The sequence below is a fragment of the Shewanella electrodiphila genome, assembly GCF_023283985.1.
Lineage (GTDB): Bacteria > Pseudomonadota > Gammaproteobacteria > Enterobacterales > Shewanellaceae > Shewanella > Shewanella electrodiphila.
In genome coordinates, this window is the sequence record NZ_JAKIKU010000010.1 from 101,691 (window position 1) to 122,338 (window position 20,648).

A 20,648-nucleotide genomic window follows, 5' to 3' on the forward strand; every position below is an offset into this window, starting at 1 on the left:
CAGCAGTATAAGGTCTTTTATGTCGACAAAAATTAAACTCGACGTTGTCTCAGACGTCGTATGTCCATGGTGCATCATTGGTTACAACAGCTTACAGCAGGCGATTGTTGAACTCGGTATTGAAGATCAAATTGAGCTTGAATGGCAACCGTTCGAACTCAATCCCGATATGCCAGCAGAAGGGGAAAACTTACGTGATCACGTTGCGCGTAAATACGGTTCTAGCGCACAAGATAGCGCTAAAGCTCGAGAAAACATCACCCAACGTGGCGCCGAACAAGGGTTTGCATTTAACTTTAATGACGATTCAAAAATCGTTAACACCTTTGATGCTCATATTTTACTGGATTATGCCAAATCTCAAGGTAAGCAAACAGAGCTAAAACTGCGTTTATTCAGTGCCTATTTTACCGAGCATAAAGATGTCTCCGACAGAAATGTACTAGCCATTGAAGTTGCCGCAGTCGGCCTAGATGCTGACGAAGCCATGGCATTACTGGATAACCCAGAAGTCAGAGCACATCTAAAAGCAGAAAAAGATCAATGGACGGCTGCAGGTATATCGTCTGTTCCGACGGTCGTGTTTAATCGCACCAGCGCATTAAATGGCGCTCACCCAGTTGAGACTTACAAGCAAGTGCTGACTGAGCTGCTCGCTAAACAATAGCAATCGGCAATTCGCAATCGCAATCGGCAATTCGCCAACAGTGAACTTGCAAATCCCCCTTAACAGCAGCTCATTAAGCTGTTGTTTATCTATATTCATCGCAATAAATAGACCATAAATTTCTACTCAATTTTTTGCACTATAATTAAATTATTCATGAACGTATGACGGACTGATCAATGAATAAAAAAACAATACTTGATCCCAAAACTTTCCTACTTGATAAACCTAATGAGCTAATTTCGCTCGATAAATGGCAAAAAACAGTCAACCTTCTCGCCAAAGTGTTTCATGCTCCCGCGGGCTTTTTAGTCCAATTTACCCCAGAAGAGGGTTTCCAAGTCACGATTGCCAGTCAGCAAAGCACAAACCCATACGCAGCAGGCATTGTCATTGAGCCTGCAGCCAATATTTTTTGCCGCAAGATCGTTGAAACAGGCAAGCCACTTTATGTTGCCAATGCCCCTATTGATCCCTGCTGGGATACCAACCCCGAAGTCCATAATGATGGCTTTACTTCATACTTAGGTGTACCGGTTTTTTGGCCCGACGGCACGCCTTTCGGCACTTTTTGTGTGATGGACTACGACCAAACAGAATATGAACCCAGCTATCTGGAGCTCATTGAACAGTTAAAAGATATCCTTGAATCCGATCTCACCTTAATCGACCTATATGGCCGAATGCAGCAACTTGCGATTACCGATCCGCTATCAGAAATTAATAACCGCCGAGGCTTTGAAGTCTTAGGTAAACAACGCATATCTTTAGCAAAACGCAATCAAGCCAAACTAGGGTTATGCTATTTAGATGTGGATAACTTTAAACAGATCAATGACCAATTTGGCCATAAAGTGGGAGATGAATTAATCCAACATATCGGTGTGGTGTTAAAAGCAACTGTGCGTCAAAGCGACGTTATTGGCCGCATTGGTGGCGATGAATTTGTCGCATTAGTGCTATTAGAAAATAAGAACGACCAAACGGTGATCAAACAGCGATTACAGAAAGGTTTTTTATCGGCCAGACACAGCCCTAATCTACCTGATTACAGTGTTTCCATCGGCATTATTGATGTGGATCTTAATACTGACTTTGTTGAACTACTCGATAAAGCAGATCAGGAAATGCTAAAAAATAAAAAGCCAGTTTAGCTAACTAAACTGGCTTTAATGTCATTGATTAAGTGGCTCTAGTTTTACCAATAATGGCTATTAGCAAAGCGATATTATCGCCAAACGCCCCACTCACCTGTCGTACCAGGTTGCTCACCTTGGGTCCACCATTTCGCCGTCCAAGTTCGGCCATCAAACGTTACTGTATCCCCTTCAACATAAACCTTATCCGCATCCCAATCACCTTCAACAGGAGGAACTTCAGGCGTTTCTTCTTCACCGATTACAGTGAATCCATATACTGAACTGTCACTTCCTTCGTTGTTTGATACCGTTAATCTAAACGACAATTCATGCTCACCTTGGCTATCTAATTGCTCAGTATTAACCATTAGTTCGCTATACAAACCTTGCTCAACATTTACGGCAGGACCACTTAATTGCGCCCATTGCACACTATCAAACTCACCTTGGGTATTATGTGGATGAAGCACGACTACAGTACCGTGCTCTACCTCAGCAATTTCAATTTCTTGTAAAGCCTGTGGCGTGATAACAGCTTTTAATTGTGGGTCAATTTCTTCAGCAACAATACTGAATACACCTGAAGCACGCTCATCTTTTGAATTAAAGTAATTAGCATGTAGGTTATCTCTAAAATACATGTAGTGATTCATTTCAGCATGCCAATCACCAATAAACACATGACCACTGTGATTAGTTTCGTAGTAGCCACTGATTTGCGATGCTAATAAGCGATCCCAATCGAGTTGATTATCAGTAGTGATTTTAATGCTAAATGAGTTATGTACTTCACCATATTGATTCAGCACATCATATTTAACCGACTCACCGATTTGAGGGGTATTAATGCTGATGTCACTCGGGATAAATTGCTCACCTTTATTTAAGTAAGGTAAGTCTGGATCAACCGGAGGCTGTTCATCACCAGTAATGGTAATGTCGCTACAGTTATAGAAACCTTCACCGACAGGGTCGATACGCTGCCATCTTGTATACAACACGGCATCACCACTGCGATCTGCAGGAATAGTCACGTTCATGCGATACTTTTTATCAGCACCTACAGTAATATCACCGTATTCTTGAATTAATTCTAAATCATCCCACTTAAGAGTTTGGGATACATCAACACCGGGTTTTGTTAGATAGATTTCCCAGTATGACGGGTTATGTGGCGCTGTTGCATTGAAAATAAATTCAAATGTCCCTGGCGCGATTTCAGTGCGCGTCCAGTCTGAGTGTGCGATACCTAGACCACTTTTTTGCGAGTCATTGGCATAACATAATGAACCGTCTGGAATAGCTGCTTTAACAATGTTTTGATCAAGGTAATCTGGCGCTTGAATGTTAATAGCCACTTCATTACGTTGAATAAATGGGTAGGTGCCCGACTCTTGCAGTGCCGCAGCACAAGCTGCATTAGGTGGATTACCAGTCCAAAGTCCACCTTGCTCATAACAGATTGATTGTCTCGCCTCAGGAAACTCTACCCAGCCATGAGCTTGAGCTGTAGTAGGCACGATGAAATACATGGCAGTAAGAATTGATGAAAGTTTAAATATTTGCTTTGACACAGCAAGTCACTCCTTGGGAGTTAAAGAGATAAAGTAAAATAAGGAAAAAGACTAAATGGAGTGAACTATAGGAGCTGATACTCTGATAAAGTCGAAGCAATTATCTAGCGTAATAATCACTGTTTCAACTAGCAATATTTTGACACCGACGTCAAAATGTAACTTATGCTAATCCATTGAATTTTAATAAAATAAACTAAAGAGTATCAGCTTAGTTACAGCATTTTATTTCATTATTGACACCAAACTAAAGAATCAAATAATTTCATCTATCTCAATGAATTATAAAACAAAAAATAATTGACGCGTTAGTCGAGAATTCGATGTTATTGACGAGCAATGAAGTAACGTCAAAAGCCGGTATTGGCTAAAATGTTCATAGCTTGCCGCAGGCTCTCATGCAAAGCACAGCAGTGACACGCGCCCTCTTTATACGAATCGAAAGGTCACTGAAAACTCGGCCATGACGAATAACATCCTTGCTTAAACGGCCAGTTGCTCTTCCCCGTTTTAGTGGTCGGTTCAACGTAACCCATTTAATATCGGCTAATTTATCTAAACCCTTAACGTCAATCTAATCCATTGCCTGCCGCAGGCTCTCATGCAAGCGCTGCTGTGACACGCTACAAGTTCGTCCCTGAAAGCTCGGCCATGACGTCCATGTCATGGACGGTCACAGCCGCGCTTGCATCTGGGAATTTTTTATCTTCGATTTAACTTTATTTGGTAATTTCTTAAAATCTGAATCAACAAATGAAGCTGCTGACCCAAGAGCCCCCATTGAAATTGCTGAAATAAGCTGCTGGCCATTATGATGAGCAAGCTTTAAGCCTAACGACTTGATTTTTCGGTCCAACGTAACCCAATTGATTTCGGCTAATTTATCTAAACCCATAGCTTCAATATAATATATTGCCTGCCGCAGGCTTATGTGCAGATACAACTGCGAGACGCTGCACGCTTTATATAAATCAAAAGGTCCATGCAAGCTCTGCCAAAACATCCATGTTTTGGTCAAATTTGTTCCCGACAATAATGACATTCCTGCCATCCTTGGCAGTCAGAAGCTCGCTGCTGCATCTACACTGGGATTTCTGTCTCTTCGATTTAACTTTATATGTGGAAGAAAAAAGATAAAAACACAAATATCAATAGTTTTACCTGCCCAAAAATTCCATTTGAATTGAGGACGTTGAAGAAAATAGCGTGAGCCTGACAGGACGTCAGGCTAGCTTTCGAGGTGCAGGGATGCACCATCGGAAGCGTTAGCATTTTCGAAGAAGGCCGAAGCAGTAATCAAACAAAGTCAAAAGCTGGATCAATCCCCATCGAAAATCATGCGCTTTTCAGCATTTTTCATCGGGGCGCTGAGGGTTTGTTAAGGGGTACTAGCGCTTTACCCCTTGACTCTGGTGTGGGCGAAGCGCCACGACTTTCAAACTAAAACTAATGATTTAAAAGGGTTTTATCGATTCAACTTATCCCAGCCAACTACCAATCCCTTCCAATTAACTATTAACGATTAACTATTAACTACCCAGTGCTTCATCAAACCCATCTAGCTCAATCACTTCCCCTGCATCCATATCATCAATATGGATATCCCCAATCCGTACTCTCACTAAGCGCAATGTTGCAAACCCCACTGCAGCTGTCATTTTACGTATTTGACGATTCTTGCCTTCACACAAAGTAATTGATACCCAGCTGGTTGGCCCATGTCTTGGGTCGCGGATTTTACGCCCTCGACTCGGTAATTCTGGGTCGGCTTTTAACTTAAATGCTTTGCAAGGTAAGGTGAGATATTTACTGCCATTTATGCCAATTTCAACGCCGCTTTGTAACAGTGAAATCGCCTCGGGGCTAATATCACCGTCAACCTGCACATAGTATTCTTTCTCAATGCCTTTACTGCGAACCTTATGACTCATCATGCCGTCTGTTGTCAGTAGCAACAGCCCTTCTGAGTCATGGTCTAATCGGCCAATTGCCATGGTTTTTTCAGGAAAAGCATGCAGCTCCCCCAGTAAGTGCTTTTTCTTACGAGTTTCAGGCACAAACTGACTTAAAAAACCAAAGGGTTTAAAGATTTTAAAATGCTGATGAGAAGGATTTACTTCAGAGCTAAACTCTTGCTCTGAAACTACGGATTCTGGGCAACCCATTTGGTTAATCGTTGGCATTAGGCATAACTCATCAATCGTGTTTGTAAAATGACTTTACAGAATAAAGCGCGAATATCACTTATTATACTGTGAGTCACTCTTGTGTACACTGAGCTATATCTACTGAGTATATCCACTTAGCTGTGTGCACTGAGCGTATTCAATCAATGGTATGAACTGGCCGTGTTCTAGCAGGTAAGATTTAACTCAAATAGGCAAAATTTTTGCGTCTTTTTAAGCTGGTCATCGTCTAGTATTTAAATCTAGATTTAATAAGAGTCATTTTTAATTTAAGGTATAGATTAATGTTATCTGAATGGCAAAATCACAAAATACAGCTTCGCAGTTATGTCCATAAACGGATTGATGATGTTGATGCTGTGGATGACATTCTGCAAGAGGTCTACATTAAAGCCAGTAGCAACTTGCACCAGTTAAAATCCAAAGGCAGTTTAAAAGGTTGGCTATATCGCATCGCCCACAACACCATCATGGATTTTTATCGACAGCGCCAGCCCCATGAAGAGTTGCCAGAAGATCTGATTGCTGAAGAGCAAGATACTGGCGCAGAGGCTCGTGACGAAATAGCCCGATGCTTACAACCACTCATTGACGAGTTACCGGAAAAATACAGCTTACCGCTGCGCTTAGCTGAACTCGAAGGCATATCCCAACAAGCGATTGCTGAGCAGTTGGGTATTTCACTGTCAGGGGCTAAGAGTCGAGTGCAGCGAAGTCGAGTAAAACTTAGAGAGAAAATGATGGCTTGCTGTGATTTTGAAATCGGTCAAGAAGGCATTACAGACTATTATCCTAAAAACCCCAACTGTGGCCCTAAATGCCAGTCTTAGTTAATCTTAATCAATCCTGGTCTGCTAATTTTTTTGAGATCAGCTTATTTAACTATCTATTTAACTATCAGCTCTACTCAAATAAAAGCAGTTATTCACATAAAAGCTGTTACTCATATACCTGCGATGGCGATTAACTCTCTCTTCTTAAAGCATTAATCCATCTGAGCTGACAAGTGCTTTGCGGCCGCGTCAGCATAACGAATTTATTTTTGCGTCTTTTTTTATCTGTCTGCGTCTTATTAATGTCGCTAGTATTTGTATAGACACTAGCGCCTTTCAAAATCTAGCGACAAGCAGTAAAAACCATTTTTGGAGACATGATGAACAGTAAGACACAGAACATAATTCCTCAGCAAGTAATTGAAGATGCAAGTGAATGGGCCATTATGCATGGCGTCGCATTTCGCCAAGCAGATAACACAGCAAAACATTGCCCATTCAGTATTGCGCCGATGACAATGGAGCGTGAAGTGTATGAGCATCTGCGTAATGTCACGCCAATCATCACTAAGCTGATTAATAATGTGTCTGAAGATCATGACTTTCTACAACACTCTTTACGCGATGTGGCTAAAGCTGACCCATTTTTTGAGCGCTTATTATCATTACACCACCAAGCTCATGGCGACAGTGCTAATCGACATGCCGCGGCACGTAAGCCGTTACTATTAATGCGCACTGACTTCATGGATGATCGCCAACACGGTGCAAAAGTGATTGAATTTAACGGCATTGCTGCAGGTATGGCGCCTTTTGGTCAACGTGCATCTGAGTTTCATGCCTATATGCAAACCCAATGGCCAGACACTTATCAAAACTGGGTCGCTGACCCACAATCAACACCGGCAATCAATCACGGCTTAACCCAACTTGCCTATGGTATTGCGCAGGCAGGACAAAAGGTAAAAGCTGCGTTTGCGGAGCAAGGCAAACCCACCTTCTTGATGGTGGTGCAAGAAAACGAAGACAACGTTTATGATCAGCATTTACTCGAAGTTGAGCTGCAAAAACAAGGTTTACGCACCGTAAGACGTACCTTTAAGCAGTTAAGTAGCCAGCTTTCAACCGGTGCAGATAAACGTTTAATCCTTGAAAATGTCGGTGCGATTGATGTGGTGTACTTGCGTGCAGGTTATCAGTATTCAGACTACTGCGCTCCAAAGCTCAACGAGCCAGTGTGTTGCCATACCTTAAGTCAAACCAGACTGTTTATCGAACAGCATCATGTGGCGGTCAACGCGACGTTCAGTCAACAATTGGCCACCAGCAAGACCATGCAAATGTTGCTCACCACTATGCCAGCCAAAGAATATGCTCGCTGGGGATTGAGTCTACATGAAGCCAACTTGGTCAAAAGTGTACTGGCAGATATGAAACCCGTTAATCCAAGCTCCATAGATTGGTTTAACAACCAAGCCGATAAACAAACTTGGGTCCTTAAAAATCAAGGTGAAGGTGGAGGCCATTGTGTATTTGGTGAAGACATCAGCCAAAAGCTCAGTCAGTTACGACCACAAGAATATGATGCCTGGGCGCTAATGATGCGATTATTTCCCCATGAACGTGAAAAACCAACCATAGGAGTTCGCGATACCGAGCAAAGCCAAATTGATGATTTGGTGAGTGAGATAGGCTTATTTACCGCCTTTTACGACGGTGAGCCCGTCACGGAGTTTGATGGTTATGCTGGGTACTTGATCCGCAGTAAACCTGCGAGCGAAAATGAAGGCGGTATTCACAGTGGCCAAGGTATTTTAGACTCACTCACCTTAACGAACTCCTAAACTGCGTGCGTTAATTAGCTTTTTATTCATCAGAGGCTAATTGCTCAGACAAGCCTTGTAAACTATTAACGACCCGTGTCGGCTTAATCTCCCACGGGTCAAATATAGCTTGAGGACTACGCTGAACCCATGCGGCGTACATGCCAGCTGATATGGCGCCAGTCACATCAAATGGGTTACTGGAGATAAGCCATGTGTTAGCTGCAACACTGCCTGCTCGGCTTAAAAAGTGCTGATAAATAGCAGGGTTAGGCTTAAAGATTTGGATTTCATCAGCGCTCACTACACCTTCAAAAAATTCTGCAATACCTGCCGAGGTTAATAAGGTTTCAACCGCTTCATTAGTACCATTTGAGAAAGCAAATAAACGATACCCTTCAGCCTTAAGGGCAAGCAAGCTGGGTTTAACGTCATCAAATGCTGGCAAGGTTTTATAGCAATGCATTAGGCGCTGTTTTTGCTCAGCTGATAAATCGATTTGATAATACTGACAGGTGTAATCTAACGCTTGGCGAGTGCATTCTGAAAATGCTACGTAGCGCTGCATTAGCCCACGGCGAAATGAATACTCTAATTGCTTTTCACGCCAACGATTTGAAAAAGCTGTCGCCTTGTCACCCACCATAGTGCTTAGCTCAACTAACACGCCATGGGTGTTAATCAGCGTGCCGTAAACATCAAAAGCGAGTGTAGTAGACATATTCAATGCGCCCTAATCTTTAATGATGATAAGTTATTTATCATAGGTGATTAGTTATAGATGATAAGTGATAAGTGAAAAAATAAGCCTGCACTTACATCATTTATTTACAGCAAGCGTGCTAAACAAATCATCAATCAATTGCTGAATCGTATCCGAGTCACGATTGGCATGCGCATAGGTGCGAATACCAATAATCTGCACTTGTACAAAACGTGCTAACGCTTTTACATCTTGGCTTGCATCTAGCTCACCACACGTTTGCGCCTCGGTTAACAGCTTAGCAAATTCAGTTTCAATCATGACTAGCGACAGCTTGGCTTCTGCCAGCAAATCAGCATTATCTTCGGTCAACTCAGCGACGGTTTTAACCAACATACACATACCGCTCGGCGCTTGCGTATCACATTTACTGCCCATTACTGAACGCTCAATAAATAACTTCAGCGCCTGTAATGGTGAACCCGTTTCAGTGCGACAAGCATGTAATGCCTGCACACCCGTTTGCGCGTAATATTGCAATGCTTCTTTAAACAGGCCTTCTTTACTGCCAAAAGTAGCGTAAATACTGCCTGGGCGCATATCAATCACTTCTTGTAGATTACGCATCGAGGTGGCATGAAAACCTTTTTGCCAATATAAATTGGCCGCTTTGTGAATAATATCTTCACGATTGAATTTGGCAGGTTTACTCATGTTGGCACTCTACAATTTACTTTTGAACGATTGCTCAATTTTAGCAGAACCAAGCTTCTAGTCTAGTATTTGATCGCTTAGGCCTAAAAAACAAAACCGAACATCAGCAAGGCTAACGTTCGGTTTTAGGGAAAACCAATTCAATAGAAGATTGTAATTTCTACCCGGTTTTACCTTGCAAAGGAATACGAAAAGCAATGGTGTATGTCACTGGTAATACTATCAAGGTCAGCACCGACGCAAAGCCTAAACCAAAGATGATGGTAATCGCCATTGAGCCGAAAAAGGCATCACTGAGTAGCGGGATCATCCCGAGCATAGTGGTAATGGCTGCCATTAAAACAGGCCTAACACGGCTCACTGAGGAATCGACCACTGCTGTGTAGGGATCTTTTCCTTGGGATAACTCAAGGTTAATTTGATCCACTAGTACAATGCCATTTTTAATCACCATCCCAGTTAGGCTTAGTAAGCCCAGGAGTGCCATAAAGCTAAACGGTGCATCAAAAAGCAGCAAACCTGATACCACACCAATTACAGCTAGAGGCACGGTAAACCAAATAACTAATGGCTGTCTGACTGAATTGAACAGTAATACTGTAATCAGAAACATTGCTAAGTAACCCAGCGGTAATGAGCTAAATACAGACTCTTGCGCTTCAGTTGAGACTTCATACTCGCCGCCCCACTCAAGTTCGTATCCTGGTGGTAATTCAATCGCTTCTATGGCTGGGCGTAATTTACGAAAGACTGAATCGGCCGTTTCATCGGTGCCATTTTCAGGATCCGCCAAAACCGACAATACCCTTTTACGGTCGCGGCGCATGATTAGTGGATCTTCAAACTCAGTATCAAACCCTGACACCACCTGCGTTGCTGGTACAAAGGTATTGTTTTCACTGCTCCACACTTGGAGTTTCCAAATGCTTTCGGCATCGAGTCGCTCACTGGCTGGCGCACGTGCGACAATCGGCAACAAGTGACTGTTTTCCCGATATGTCCCCACCTGTTTACCACTAAAATTAGTCAGTAGCGCATCATCTAAGTCAGTTTTACTGATCCCCGTTTCACGGGCTTGGGCTAATGCTAATTGAGGACGGATCATCGGCACTTGGTTACGCCAGTTATGACGCACACCTACCGCTGTTGGCTCGGCATTGAAAATAGCTTCTGCCTGCACGGCTAACTCACGCAGTACCTTTGGATCTTCTCCATAAAAACGCGCTTCAATTTTCGCTGCAGGGCTTGGGCCATTTTCCATGTATTTAAAACGGTATTCCGCCTCAGGAAAACGAGCACTCAGCTCATTTTCTAAAATACGCATATAGCTATTTACTGTGGTTAAGTCGGTCATTTCAATTAATAGCTGACCATAGGCGCTATAGCCTTTTTCTGGTACATATGGCAACACAAATCGTTGCGCACCTTGGCCTAATACTGTGGTCAAGTTAACTAAACCAACATCACTTTCTGCTTGTTCAGCTAACAGGTTTTGCTCAATTTTATGTAAAAGGGCTTGGCTTGCCTTTATATCAGTGCCCTCTGGCATCCAAACGTCAACAAAGAAAATCGGCGTGTTTGAAGCAGGAAAAAACACGTTTTTTACATGGCCAAAACCCACTAACGATGTCATTAATGCCGCAACAACTAACACCATGGTCACGACACGAAAACGTATTGCGAGGGTTAACGAGTTGCGATACGTTTGGAATAACCAGCCCTTATATGGGTCTTCATCGTTACCGCTCGCGTTTTCGTCGCCATCTTTAAACATGATATTGCAGAAAAAAGGCGTTAAGGTCATCGCTGTCACCCAGCTAATGAACAGCGATATTAATAGCACTTGGAATAACGACACACAGAACTCACCTGTGGCGGTATCTGACAATCCAATCGGGGCGAATGCAATAATGGCGATGATCGTTGCGCCCAATAATGGCCACTGAGTTTGTGTTACGACCTCTTTGGCTGTTTCAAGGCGAGTTTTACCTCGTTTAATGCCAATTAATATGCCTTCAGTCACCACAATGGCGTTATCCACCAGCATGCCGAGTGCAATAATCAAGGCGCCTAATGAAATCAACTGCAGCTCGATGTTAAGCACATTCATCACAATGAAGGTACCCAAAATGGTCAGCAGCAATACCAGACCTATTAATATTCCTGAGCGAACGCCCATAAATATCAACAAAACACCAATCACAATGGCGATGGATTCCGCTAAATTAATTAAGAAACCATTAACGGTTTGATCAACCATTTTACTTTGGTCATAAACGGTTTCTAGCGCCATACCAATCGGTAATTCGCCATTAAGCTCAGCCATTCGGGCATTAACCGCTTCACCGACGTTGACCACGTTTACGCCGCTTGAAAACGAAATACCAATCGATAATGCATTCTTGCCATTGGCATGATAAATATTATTTGGGGTTTCTTCGGTATCTTTATAAACGGTTGCGATATCGCCTAAGTAGATTAATTTAGCACTGCCTGGCGCACTCACCATTAAATGCTTCATTTCACTGACGCTATCAAACTCACCCGTTGGGTGAATACGAATACGATTGTCACCAACGCGAATACTACCCGCGTTGGATACCACGTTTTGGCTGTTAATTAAGCCATAGATGTAATCTTGATCTAACCCCAATGCATTGAGCTTTTGCTGGGAAATTTCCACCACCACTTGCTCGGCAATTTTACCTGCGATAGTGACCTTTTTAATGCCATCAACCAAGACTAATTCACGACGCAAAAAATCAGCATAGTTTTGTAGTTCACGGTTGCTATAGCCCTCACCGCTGACATTCAGCAAAATACCGTATACATCGCCAAAATCATCAATTACTGATGGGGTATAGGCCCCAGGCGGTAATTCAGCGATTTTGTCATTCACTTTACGACGCACTTCATCCCAGATTTGCGGTAATGCCGCTTTGTCGTATTGCTCTTGAATTTCGATTTCAATTTGCGATAAACCCGCGCTGTTGACTGACACAATATGCTTAATACCATCAAGTTGCTGCAAGGCATCTTCAAGTGGCAAGGTGACTTCTTCTTCCACTTGCTCAGGCGATGCCCCTGGATATGCAGTAACAACCAATGCATTTTTGAGGGTGAACTCAGGAAACTCCAACTGACCTAAACTGAAAAAAGACACACTGCCGCCAACAAGTAACAACAAGGCGAACATCCAACTGATCACCTTATGGGTGATCGAATACTCTGCAAAGTTCATCAGTTAAACACCTCGCTGCCAGCGTAAAGGCTTCACCGCAAGGTCTTCTGACAGATACTGCACACCAGCAACAACCACTTGATCGCCAACGTTAACTCCCTTGATAATTTCAATGCCATGGGTGGTCACATTGCCTATGGTAACAATACGCTGTTTAACCGAGCCTAAGTCTTCACCAAAGACCCAAACAATGTGCTGGCCGTCAACATCTCGCTTGACGACTGAGCTCGCAGGAACAACCGCAGTAATATGACTTTGCTCAGATACCGACACATCAAGACTGACTTCCGCACTCATGCCAGGCAATACGGTCATGGTTTGTGGGCGAGGTAATGTGAACACCACTTCATAGCTTTGCGTACCTTGGGTAATTTGTGTCGCATGCTCTTTTAAGCTAATTGGATAGGCTTTTTCAGGGTTAGTGGCAAAACGCACTTGAGGAATAAACGCTGTATGAGGATTAAATTGGGTCACACGACTTGCGAGCGACTCTGGTACCTGAATCACCACATCAATATCGCTATTTTTTTGCAACACTAATAACCCTTGGTTAGCCTGCACCATTTGAAAGTTATCCATATCGATTTTAGCAATCGTGCCATCGTACGGCGCTTTCAGTTCGGTGTAGCTCAGCTGATCTTTGGCATTGGCAAGGTTCGCTTTTGAAGATTTAAGCTGGGCTTTAGCCAGGTCGTATTCAGCAGCTGAAATCAACTCGCGACGTAGTAATTCACCTTTACGTGTAAAGTCCGCAGCTGCAAGTTCATAATCAGCCTCACGATTTAATAATGCATTTTGAGCATCACGACTATCAAGCCTTGCTAATACATCACCTTTGTTAACTTGCTGGCCTTCAACCAGTGACAACTCAACTAAATGACCAGAGACACGAAAAGCTAAGTTAGCTTGCTTCGTGGCCGCCACTTTTGCTGGAAACGCGCGAATAGAGCCCGCGTTAATATCAGTAATCGTAAGCAGTTTCACTGGACGAATGACAGGCGGCGCCACTTCAACCGAGTCTGCTGTGCAGCCCGATGTCATTAATATAAATAATAACAGTGAAAATGGCAGTAAAAGATATTTCATTATCGAGCTTCCTAAATGGAACAACAGCATGTGACACGAATGTAAACAGGGCGCAACAATAGCAATGAATTAAGTTGAATAAAACGGAATGATCTGGAACTACAAGTTCCATAAAATGAGACTATAATGACTTGCTATCGACTTTTTAATGTGAGCATACTAAAAGTCGGTGAGTAGGTACTGGCTGGTAAGTGGCTAATTTAAAAGAGTTGTATACATGAAAACTGAAGATATTTCACTGTTCCATAGAATCGTTGAAACCGGTAGCCTCGTTGAAGCTGCGGATATATTAAACCTGCCAAAATCAACACTCAGCCGCCGTTTGCAAGCACTTGAGGATGAACTAGAGGTAAAGCTATTTCATCGTCAAAGTCGCTCCATGACATTGACTGCATCGGGGAGCCATTTTTACGATAAAACCACTTCAATGATGTCAGAACTTGAGCAAACCTTGTCTGAAATCACTGATGAAAAAGCAGAAGTTGCTGGTCATTTACGTATTCTCATCTTCCCAATTCCTGAGTTACTGCAAATTAGCCAAGCCATTTTTCAGTTTATGGATCTTAACCCGTCGATCACGGTCGAAATTATTGTCAGCGCCGAACCTCAAGATATGATCCGCAACAACATTGATTTAGCCTTCATGCTAGAAGACTCATTTAACGAAAATGAAATGGTCGCAAGACATGTGCTCAGCGAAACTGTGCATTTTTTTGCCAGCCCAGAGTACTTAAAAAAAGTCGGCTATCCAGAAACCCCCTGTGATGTCAGCGAGCACAACTCGATACTATTTCGATATCCCAATGGACGCATTTTTAATGAAGTCCCGTTCGGCCAAGATATGACATTACAGGTGAAAGGAAATTTATGTGTCAATAATCTTTCCGTTTGCTTAGAAGCGACGCTAGCAGGTAAAGGCATCGCAATGATGCCAATGCCTTTTTGCCAAGATTACGTTGATTCTGGACAACTGGAAATGCTGTTTAAAGACACCGCACCTTATGAGGGAAAGTGTTATTTAGTCTATCCATCGAGACGTTATATCAGCCTTGCCAGCCAACGTTTTATCGACCACATGTTAGTTGTACTTGAAGACTGCTCGCAAACAGCAAGCTGTAACCAGATAGCCAAAATTCGCGGCCCGATTAAACCGATGCTCTAGTATTGTTTGCTAGCAGTTTAGATTGCGATCTGCTTTAATCACGCTTGATACTTAAACTGTACTTACAGCCTTAAAATCGTTTCACTATATTATAACGAGTTATTTTCACTGAAAAATCGCACTCTGACATTTGGGGTACTCACACGCCCCTCTAGCCAACCCACCATGACATTGTTAATCGTGTTATTGATATTGCTGTGTCAGTTTGCAGGCATAAGCTCTGCATTTTCAGTTCAATATCTTCATAATGAACACCCATCAGGTAGTCAGATTAAGCATCATCATATTCACTTGTTCCATACAGGCAATGAACACGAAACGTCTCCTTCAAAACCCTCAGTGCATCAGCATTCTCACCAGAGTGATATCAGTTTTAATGCCACAGAAACCCAGCAAGATATTCTTCAGTCGAATGTACCATCATCCACTCTGGCAAATGCGGTGTCAGAACATGAACACGGTAGTCATTCTCACTCACCATCGCATCCACCGGTAGAGTCGTTGTTTGTCGCTGAATTTACTCACACAAGTACCCTTAGCGATAATGATATCGCTTATTTAACATTGCAATACGCGCCGCCTATTCCCCCTCCATACCAATAAATCGCTATTTTTTCGCCTTAGATCTTAATAACAGACCTTAACAACAGACCTTAACAACGGGTCTTAACAACAGGCCTTAAAGTAAAAAGTTGAGTGAAATGATGTCGACGTGAGTATGAACATCATCGCTCATCATTTGTGTATCGCGCCAATTTTAGCTGCTACTTGCTTATTGGGCGTGAAAACACTGTGACTTATTGGAATAAAAATAATGATTTGGAATGATAAAGGAAGCCGGCAGTTAGCGTGCTCCCTAAAAGTAATATTGACGTTTTTAGCACTCATGTGCTCTTTCTCCATTTATGCCCACGGAGTGGATGAAACCACCCAACAGTTTTTAACCCAGAATCAAGGTGTCTCGATTCTGCCTTTTATCTATATTGGCGCTAAACACATGCTGACGGGATATGATCACCTACTGTTTCTAGTCGGAGTGATTTTCTTTTTATATCGTGCCAAGGATGTCCTGTTATATGTCAGCCTTTTCACCTTAGGTCATAGTGTTACTTTATTGTGGGGCGTATTTAACGACATCAATATCAATGCCTATTTAATCGATGCCATTATTGGGTTTTCTATTATTTATAAAGGGTTTGATAACTTGGGAGGCTTTAAACGCCTATTCGGGTTTCAGCCCAATACTAAAGTTGCAGTGATGATTTTTGGACTGTTTCACGGCTTTGGTTTAGCCACCAAAATACAAGAATTTAATTTACCGCAAGATGGTTTAGTCACCAACATTATCGCGTTTAATGTTGGCGTAGAAATAGGTCAATTCATGGCCCTAGCCTTGGTGTTAATTCTAATGAGTGCATGGCGTCGAAGTCCGAGTTTTATGCGTTTTTCAGTCGCGACTAACACTGGGCTAATGAGCGCTGGCGTTATGCTCGTGGGCTTTCAACTAACGGGGTATTTCGTCAGTTAATGACGCTATTAGCTTAATTATCCACACGCTTTATCCATAAAGTTAATAAATTGATTTAAAAGGATTGACCATGCAACACTCTGAAAAAACTAAAAATAGCACATCTCAAAACAGCACAGTTCAAGTGCAATCTACAGCCACACTTATTAAGGCAAGTGTTATTGCCACCATTGTTGGACTGATTGTATTAGTTGTCGCCATATTACCTGCTGAATACAACATCGATCCGACAGGAATGGGGAGTGCACTAGGCCTCACTCAAATAGCACAAGCTGCGCAGGCACCGAGCAGCAGTAAAGACGTTATCAGTGTTCAGACAAACCTTGACGAAATGATCATTATTGATGCGCCTAGTGTCGTTGAGATTAAGCAGGCCCGGGAGCAGCAAGGTGTACGAGCTGATGTGATTGATATTGTGATCCCTGCTAATAAAGGCTTGGAATATAAATTATTGCTAAATGAATATGGCCACGTTGAATACCAGTGGAAAACCGATGGTGCAGCGCTATATTTTGATTTCCATGGTGAACCGCAAGGTGACACCACTGGCTATTACGAAAGCTACAGCATCAGCACCTCTAATCAGGTCAAAGGCTCGTTAACCACACCATTTTCAGGCTCCCACGGATGGTATTGGAAAAACAATTCAGGCCGCGACATTACAGTTCAGCTAACCACCAAAGGACAATATTTAGTTAAAGAATAATCCAGACACAGCCCATAGCCATATGGGCTGTGTTCTATGATGAGCACCTCTGTCATACCTACCATTTAATGTTGATTTTTTGTAAATAAACCAGTAAAAAAGTATAACTTTTTGTTCCTATATATTAGTATCAAAATAGCTTCATAGAAGAAGTAAATTTAGTAAAAATATTAATTATCATAGTTTTATTTTTAATTATAAAATTTAAAGCAAGGGATTGGCTTAATGACTTGGTGCTCTACTCTATCAAAATCTTTTTTTTGTACTCAAATATCACGTTTTTTAACCTTAGCAGTTTCCCCTTTATTTCTATGCTTGCTTTCTTTCAATATCAACGCCCAAGACTTACAACCTTCCTTAAAACGACACAATTTAGATTCTCAATGGCAAACAGGTCTTTATAAAGAGAAAGGATTACAACTAGCCCCTTTACCTAAGTGGGTAAAAACTGTTGAGCTACCCTTTCCTGCAGTACCTGATTTAGCCAATTTATCAGATGGTATTTATCATTTAGTCTTGGATAACCAGATTAGAGTTACAGACACAAATACATTTAAATTCAACCGCTATGCAACCAAAGCAGTTTCAGCAAAAGGGTTGCAGTATATATCTCAAATTACCATAGATTATGACCCTCAATATCAACAAGTGTTATTTCATGGTATTAAGCTATATCGAAATGGAGACGTTATCGACAAAACCTTCGATAGTCAGTTCACTTTAGATAAAAGTGACTCAGCAAATGACCTCATATATGACGGAACATTGACAGGGTTTTGGCTCATAAATGATGTACGATTAGGAGACGTTATTGAATATAGCTATACACTAGAGGGAAGAAACCCGGTTTATCGCTCTAACTTTTCATATCAACGCTCTCTTCAGTGGAGCATTCCCATCCACCAGCAGTTTTTAAGAATTCTTTGGGCTAAATCTGAGCCTCTTGAATATAAATTTCATAACACTGAAAAACAATTTACAGTGACAAAACTAGGTAAAGAAACTGACTATCAAGTTTTACAACAAGATGTCCCTCCATTAAGTGTTAGTTCAGATGCTGCGTCTTGGTATTCACCATACTCTGCCGTAGAAGTCAGCAGTTACTCAAACTGGGAATCCGTCGTACAATGGGCATTACCATTGTTTGAAAATCAGATAGATACTTCAGCTGCTATTGCTGAGAAAGTTAATCAGATAAAACAGCAAACTAATGATCCCAAACAACAGCTTATTCTTGCATTAAAATTTGTACAGAATGATATTCGATATATGGGAATTGAAATTGGAAGCAATAGCCATTTTCCAGCCAAAGCAAGTGAAACTATCAATAAGCGATATGGCGACTGCAAAGATAAATCTGTCATCCTAATTGCATTACTGAGAGCTCTCAATATTGATTCGTATGCAGTGTTAGTCAATTCGCAGAACGGTAAAGCATTAGACATCAAATTACCGTCTGCACAACTTTTTAATCATGCCATAGTCAAAGCTGAATTAGATAATAAAGTGTATTGGCTTGACCCAACACTGTTAAATCAAGGTGTTACTCTGGAGACGCTTTACCAGCCTGATTATGGTTTCGGCCTCGTTGTCAAAAAAGGCGTAAATAAACTTGAATCACTTAGAAATTCACAAAGTGGAAGCACTGTTAAATTTGAAGAGTATTACGATTTAAGTAACGGAATTGAAGGCCCATCATCATTCAAATCGACTATTGATTTACAAGGGGAAAAAGCTAGAAGTTTACGCGCTAGACTTGATAGAAATAGCATTACAGAGTTATCTGAGAGCTACGCTAGTTACTACAACAATATTTTCAATGGGGTAGAAATATCTCAGCCACTTACTGTAAATCATTCACCAAACAATGGCATCACAACAATTACCGAGCATTACTCTCTTCGTTCTCCTTGGAGTTTAGGCGATGATGACGGTTACAGTATTTATTTTTATGAAAGCCAAATATCCCCTTACATTAGTATGCCTGAGGGATTTGGAACGCGAGATATATCACTATCACACCCTCTACTCATTGAAGGTGTAATAACAGCCAAACTAAGGCCTCAAAATTGGGAATTTGACCCTGAAACGATAAAAGAAAATAACTCATTTTTTAACTTTTCATTTAACGTGTCATTTGATAGTAACACTAATGAATTAACGCTTAAGTACCAATACGAGTCAAAAACTGATCGAGTAACTTCCGTTCAATTAGATGAATATACAGAGGCTTTGGCTAAATTGGCTAGCCTTGATTCATATGGCATTGTAGATTTTAATAATCCTGCTCCCGTAAAACCCGAAGAAACCTCTTCTGATTTATCTCAATCAATTGCTGAGTTGGGTGGCTTAATTTATTGGTTTATTGCCAGCGCTTTATTCGCTATTGGAGGGTTGTTTACCATTGCCAGCTTATTGAATGAACAGAGTAAGCAAGGCAATACAAATTTCTATCCTATTTCCATCAAAAAATTTATCTTACTTAGCCTTTTCTCCTTCGGTTTATATATACCTTATTGGTCTTATAAAAACTGGCAGTACATTAAAGAAGTTAAACGACCTGATATCTGGCCCATTGCAAGAGCGCTGTTTAATCCTTTCTGGTTTTATGCATTATTCATGTGGATGGAAGTTGATAGTGAGCAAAGAGATAAACGTTCATGGCTAATTCCGACATGGGCTGCAGGATTTTGCTTTTTCAGTTTATTAATTTACAACGGATTGAATAATCGTTTAGACCTCGCATTCATCACTTTTATCATTCCGATAGCGTTATTTCTACCATTAGTGAAATATGCCAACAAGGTTAATGGTAAGGATTCGCTTGCTTACCTCAATAATTCAAAAATTTTCATTCGAAATTGGATATTCATCACTTTTGCAAGTCCATTAATCATAATGATGATTGCACAGGAGGTTAATTTAATTGCTTCCGATGATGTTATTGAAGGAAAAAAATTATGGGGTCATGATATCCACTTTATGCAGCAACATAAGATGATCCAACAAGATTCTATTCCAATATATTTTTACAGCGAATCATTTTTCAACCAACAAACCGCAGGTAATGGCTTTACTCATCAAGAAGTCTTTAGCTATTGGACTGAAGAGCAACAATTGCAATGGATGACAGCAAAGCTCTCTTTGGTTAAAGATATTACAGTTGAGTACAGTAACTCCGAGACTGAAGATACTGAGATAACCGTCATATTAAATGATGACGAAGAGTTTCTTCTTTTTGTCACTGCAGTATCAGGACAAGATAAAACATTTGTCGAAGAGTTATTGCGCCAATGGAAAGCTAATCAGATTACCGCTCAACTTTAAAATTACACCTTATTTTATT

General features: G+C 41.4%; 16 protein-coding genes. 9 read left to right on the plus strand and 7 right to left on the minus strand.

All coding sequences use genetic code 11. The annotated features are described in order from the left end of the window. Positions 1 to 19: 19 nt before the first annotated feature. Positions 20 to 667, plus strand: coding sequence for a DsbA family oxidoreductase (locus L2737_RS16895; protein ID WP_248956512.1), 648 nt, complete (start codon positions 20 to 22; stop codon positions 665 to 667). 179 nt (positions 668 to 846) lie between these two features. After that, a complete protein-coding gene (locus tag L2737_RS16900) occupies positions 847 to 1,821 on the plus strand; it encodes a sensor domain-containing diguanylate cyclase (protein WP_248956513.1) in 975 nt (324 codons plus the stop codon). Positions 1,822 to 1,895: 74 nt separating this feature from the next. On the opposite strand, the gene L2737_RS16905 is transcribed toward L2737_RS16900, so the two are convergent. From L2737_RS16905 to L2737_RS16915, 3 genes are all read right to left on the minus strand, one after another. Beyond that, entirely contained in the window at positions 1,896 to 3,380 is a 1,485-nt protein-coding gene (locus L2737_RS16905) for a lytic polysaccharide monooxygenase (protein ID WP_248956514.1), read from the minus strand. A 673-nt stretch (positions 3,381 to 4,053) separates the two neighbouring features. Further along, a complete protein-coding gene (locus tag L2737_RS16910; protein ID WP_248956515.1) occupies positions 4,054 to 4,422 on the minus strand; it encodes a hypothetical protein in 369 nt (122 codons plus the stop codon). A gap of 487 nt (positions 4,423 to 4,909) precedes the next feature. Then, entirely contained in the window at positions 4,910 to 5,563 is a 654-nt protein-coding gene (locus L2737_RS16915; RefSeq protein WP_428848398.1) for a pseudouridine synthase, read from the minus strand. A 287-nt stretch (positions 5,564 to 5,850) separates the two neighbouring features. Here L2737_RS16915 and sigZ point away from each other — a divergent pair, with 287 nt between their 5' ends. Both sigZ and L2737_RS16925 read left to right on the plus strand, forming a co-directional pair. After that, positions 5,851 to 6,396, plus strand: a complete 546-nt coding sequence (gene sigZ, locus L2737_RS16920) for an RNA polymerase sigma factor SigZ (protein WP_248956516.1) — start codon at positions 5,851 to 5,853, stop codon at positions 6,394 to 6,396. A 323-nt stretch (positions 6,397 to 6,719) separates the two neighbouring features. Beyond that, positions 6,720 to 8,183, plus strand: a complete 1,464-nt coding sequence (locus L2737_RS16925; RefSeq protein WP_248956517.1) for a glutathione synthase — start codon at positions 6,720 to 6,722, stop codon at positions 8,181 to 8,183. Positions 8,184 to 8,205: 22 nt separating this feature from the next. On the opposite strand, the gene L2737_RS16930 is transcribed toward L2737_RS16925, so the two are convergent. The 4 genes from L2737_RS16930 to L2737_RS16945 form a co-directional block, all read right to left on the minus strand. After that, positions 8,206 to 8,883 carry a haloacid dehalogenase type II gene (locus L2737_RS16930; RefSeq protein WP_248956518.1) on the minus strand — a complete coding sequence of 226 codons (678 nt, stop codon included), beginning with the start codon at positions 8,881 to 8,883 and terminating at the stop codon, positions 8,206 to 8,208. Positions 8,884 to 8,982: 99 nt separating this feature from the next. Further along, positions 8,983 to 9,579: a TetR/AcrR family transcriptional regulator gene (locus L2737_RS16935; protein ID WP_248956519.1), complete on the minus strand. Its 597-nt coding sequence runs from the start codon at positions 9,577 to 9,579 to the stop codon at positions 8,983 to 8,985. Positions 9,580 to 9,739: 160 nt separating this feature from the next. Further along, positions 9,740 to 12,820, minus strand: a complete 3,081-nt coding sequence (locus L2737_RS16940; RefSeq protein ID WP_248956520.1) for an efflux RND transporter permease subunit — start codon at positions 12,818 to 12,820, stop codon at positions 9,740 to 9,742. Between the two features lie 3 nt (positions 12,821 to 12,823). Continuing rightward, positions 12,824 to 13,906 carry an efflux RND transporter periplasmic adaptor subunit gene (locus L2737_RS16945; protein ID WP_248956521.1) on the minus strand — a complete coding sequence of 361 codons (1,083 nt, stop codon included), beginning with the start codon at positions 13,904 to 13,906 and terminating at the stop codon, positions 12,824 to 12,826. A 217-nt stretch (positions 13,907 to 14,123) separates the two neighbouring features. Here L2737_RS16945 and L2737_RS16950 point away from each other — a divergent pair, with 217 nt between their 5' ends. The 5 genes from L2737_RS16950 (at position 14,124) to L2737_RS16970 (ending at position 20,629) form a co-directional block, all read left to right on the plus strand. Further along, the gene (locus L2737_RS16950; protein WP_248956522.1) at positions 14,124 to 15,068 is read left to right on the plus strand and encodes a LysR family transcriptional regulator; all 945 of its coding nucleotides are present in this window, start codon (positions 14,124 to 14,126) and stop codon (positions 15,066 to 15,068) included. 165 nt (positions 15,069 to 15,233) lie between these two features. Next, positions 15,234 to 15,671, plus strand: coding sequence for a hypothetical protein (locus L2737_RS16955; protein WP_248956523.1), 438 nt, complete (start codon positions 15,234 to 15,236; stop codon positions 15,669 to 15,671). 283 nt (positions 15,672 to 15,954) lie between these two features. Further along, entirely contained in the window at positions 15,955 to 16,596 is a 642-nt protein-coding gene (locus L2737_RS16960) for a HupE/UreJ family protein (protein ID WP_248956563.1), read from the plus strand. 70 nt (positions 16,597 to 16,666) lie between these two features. Beyond that, on the plus strand, positions 16,667 to 17,302 hold the full coding sequence (locus L2737_RS16965; protein WP_248956524.1) for a hypothetical protein: 636 nt from the start codon (positions 16,667 to 16,669) through the stop codon (positions 17,300 to 17,302). Between the two features lie 225 nt (positions 17,303 to 17,527). Next, a complete protein-coding gene (locus L2737_RS16970) occupies positions 17,528 to 20,629 on the plus strand; it encodes a DUF3857 domain-containing transglutaminase family protein (RefSeq protein ID WP_248956525.1) in 3,102 nt (1,033 codons plus the stop codon). Positions 20,630 to 20,648: the final 19 nt, after the last annotated feature.

Coding starts and splice junctions, on each gene's coding strand:
- L2737_RS16940 (WP_248956520.1), bottom strand. CDS start 12,820: ATGAACTTTGCAGAGTATTCGATCACCCATAAGGTGATCAGTTGGATG.
- L2737_RS16945 (WP_248956521.1), bottom strand. CDS start 13,906: ATGAAATATCTTTTACTGCCATTTTCACTGTTATTATTTATATTAATG.
- L2737_RS16910 (WP_248956515.1), bottom strand. CDS start 4,422: ATGTCATTATTGTCGGGAACAAATTTGACCAAAACATGGATGTTTTGG.
- L2737_RS16930 (WP_248956518.1), bottom strand. CDS start 8,883: ATGTCTACTACACTCGCTTTTGATGTTTACGGCACGCTGATTAACACC.
- L2737_RS16935 (WP_248956519.1), bottom strand. CDS start 9,579: ATGAGTAAACCTGCCAAATTCAATCGTGAAGATATTATTCACAAAGCG.
- L2737_RS16970 (WP_248956525.1), top strand. CDS start 17,528: ATGACTTGGTGCTCTACTCTATCAAAATCTTTTTTTTGTACTCAAATA.
- L2737_RS16960 (WP_248956563.1), top strand. CDS start 15,955: ATGTGCTCTTTCTCCATTTATGCCCACGGAGTGGATGAAACCACCCAA.
- L2737_RS16925 (WP_248956517.1), top strand. CDS start 6,720: ATGAACAGTAAGACACAGAACATAATTCCTCAGCAAGTAATTGAAGAT.
- L2737_RS16965 (WP_248956524.1), top strand. CDS start 16,667: ATGCAACACTCTGAAAAAACTAAAAATAGCACATCTCAAAACAGCACA.
- sigZ (WP_248956516.1), top strand. CDS start 5,851: ATGTTATCTGAATGGCAAAATCACAAAATACAGCTTCGCAGTTATGTC.
- L2737_RS16900 (WP_248956513.1), top strand. CDS start 847: ATGAATAAAAAAACAATACTTGATCCCAAAACTTTCCTACTTGATAAA.
- L2737_RS16955 (WP_248956523.1), top strand. CDS start 15,234: ATGACATTGTTAATCGTGTTATTGATATTGCTGTGTCAGTTTGCAGGC.
- L2737_RS16895 (WP_248956512.1), top strand. CDS start 20: ATGTCGACAAAAATTAAACTCGACGTTGTCTCAGACGTCGTATGTCCA.
- L2737_RS16915 (WP_428848398.1), bottom strand. CDS start 5,563: ATGCCAACGATTAACCAAATGGGTTGCCCAGAATCCGTAGTTTCAGAG.
- L2737_RS16950 (WP_248956522.1), top strand. CDS start 14,124: ATGAAAACTGAAGATATTTCACTGTTCCATAGAATCGTTGAAACCGGT.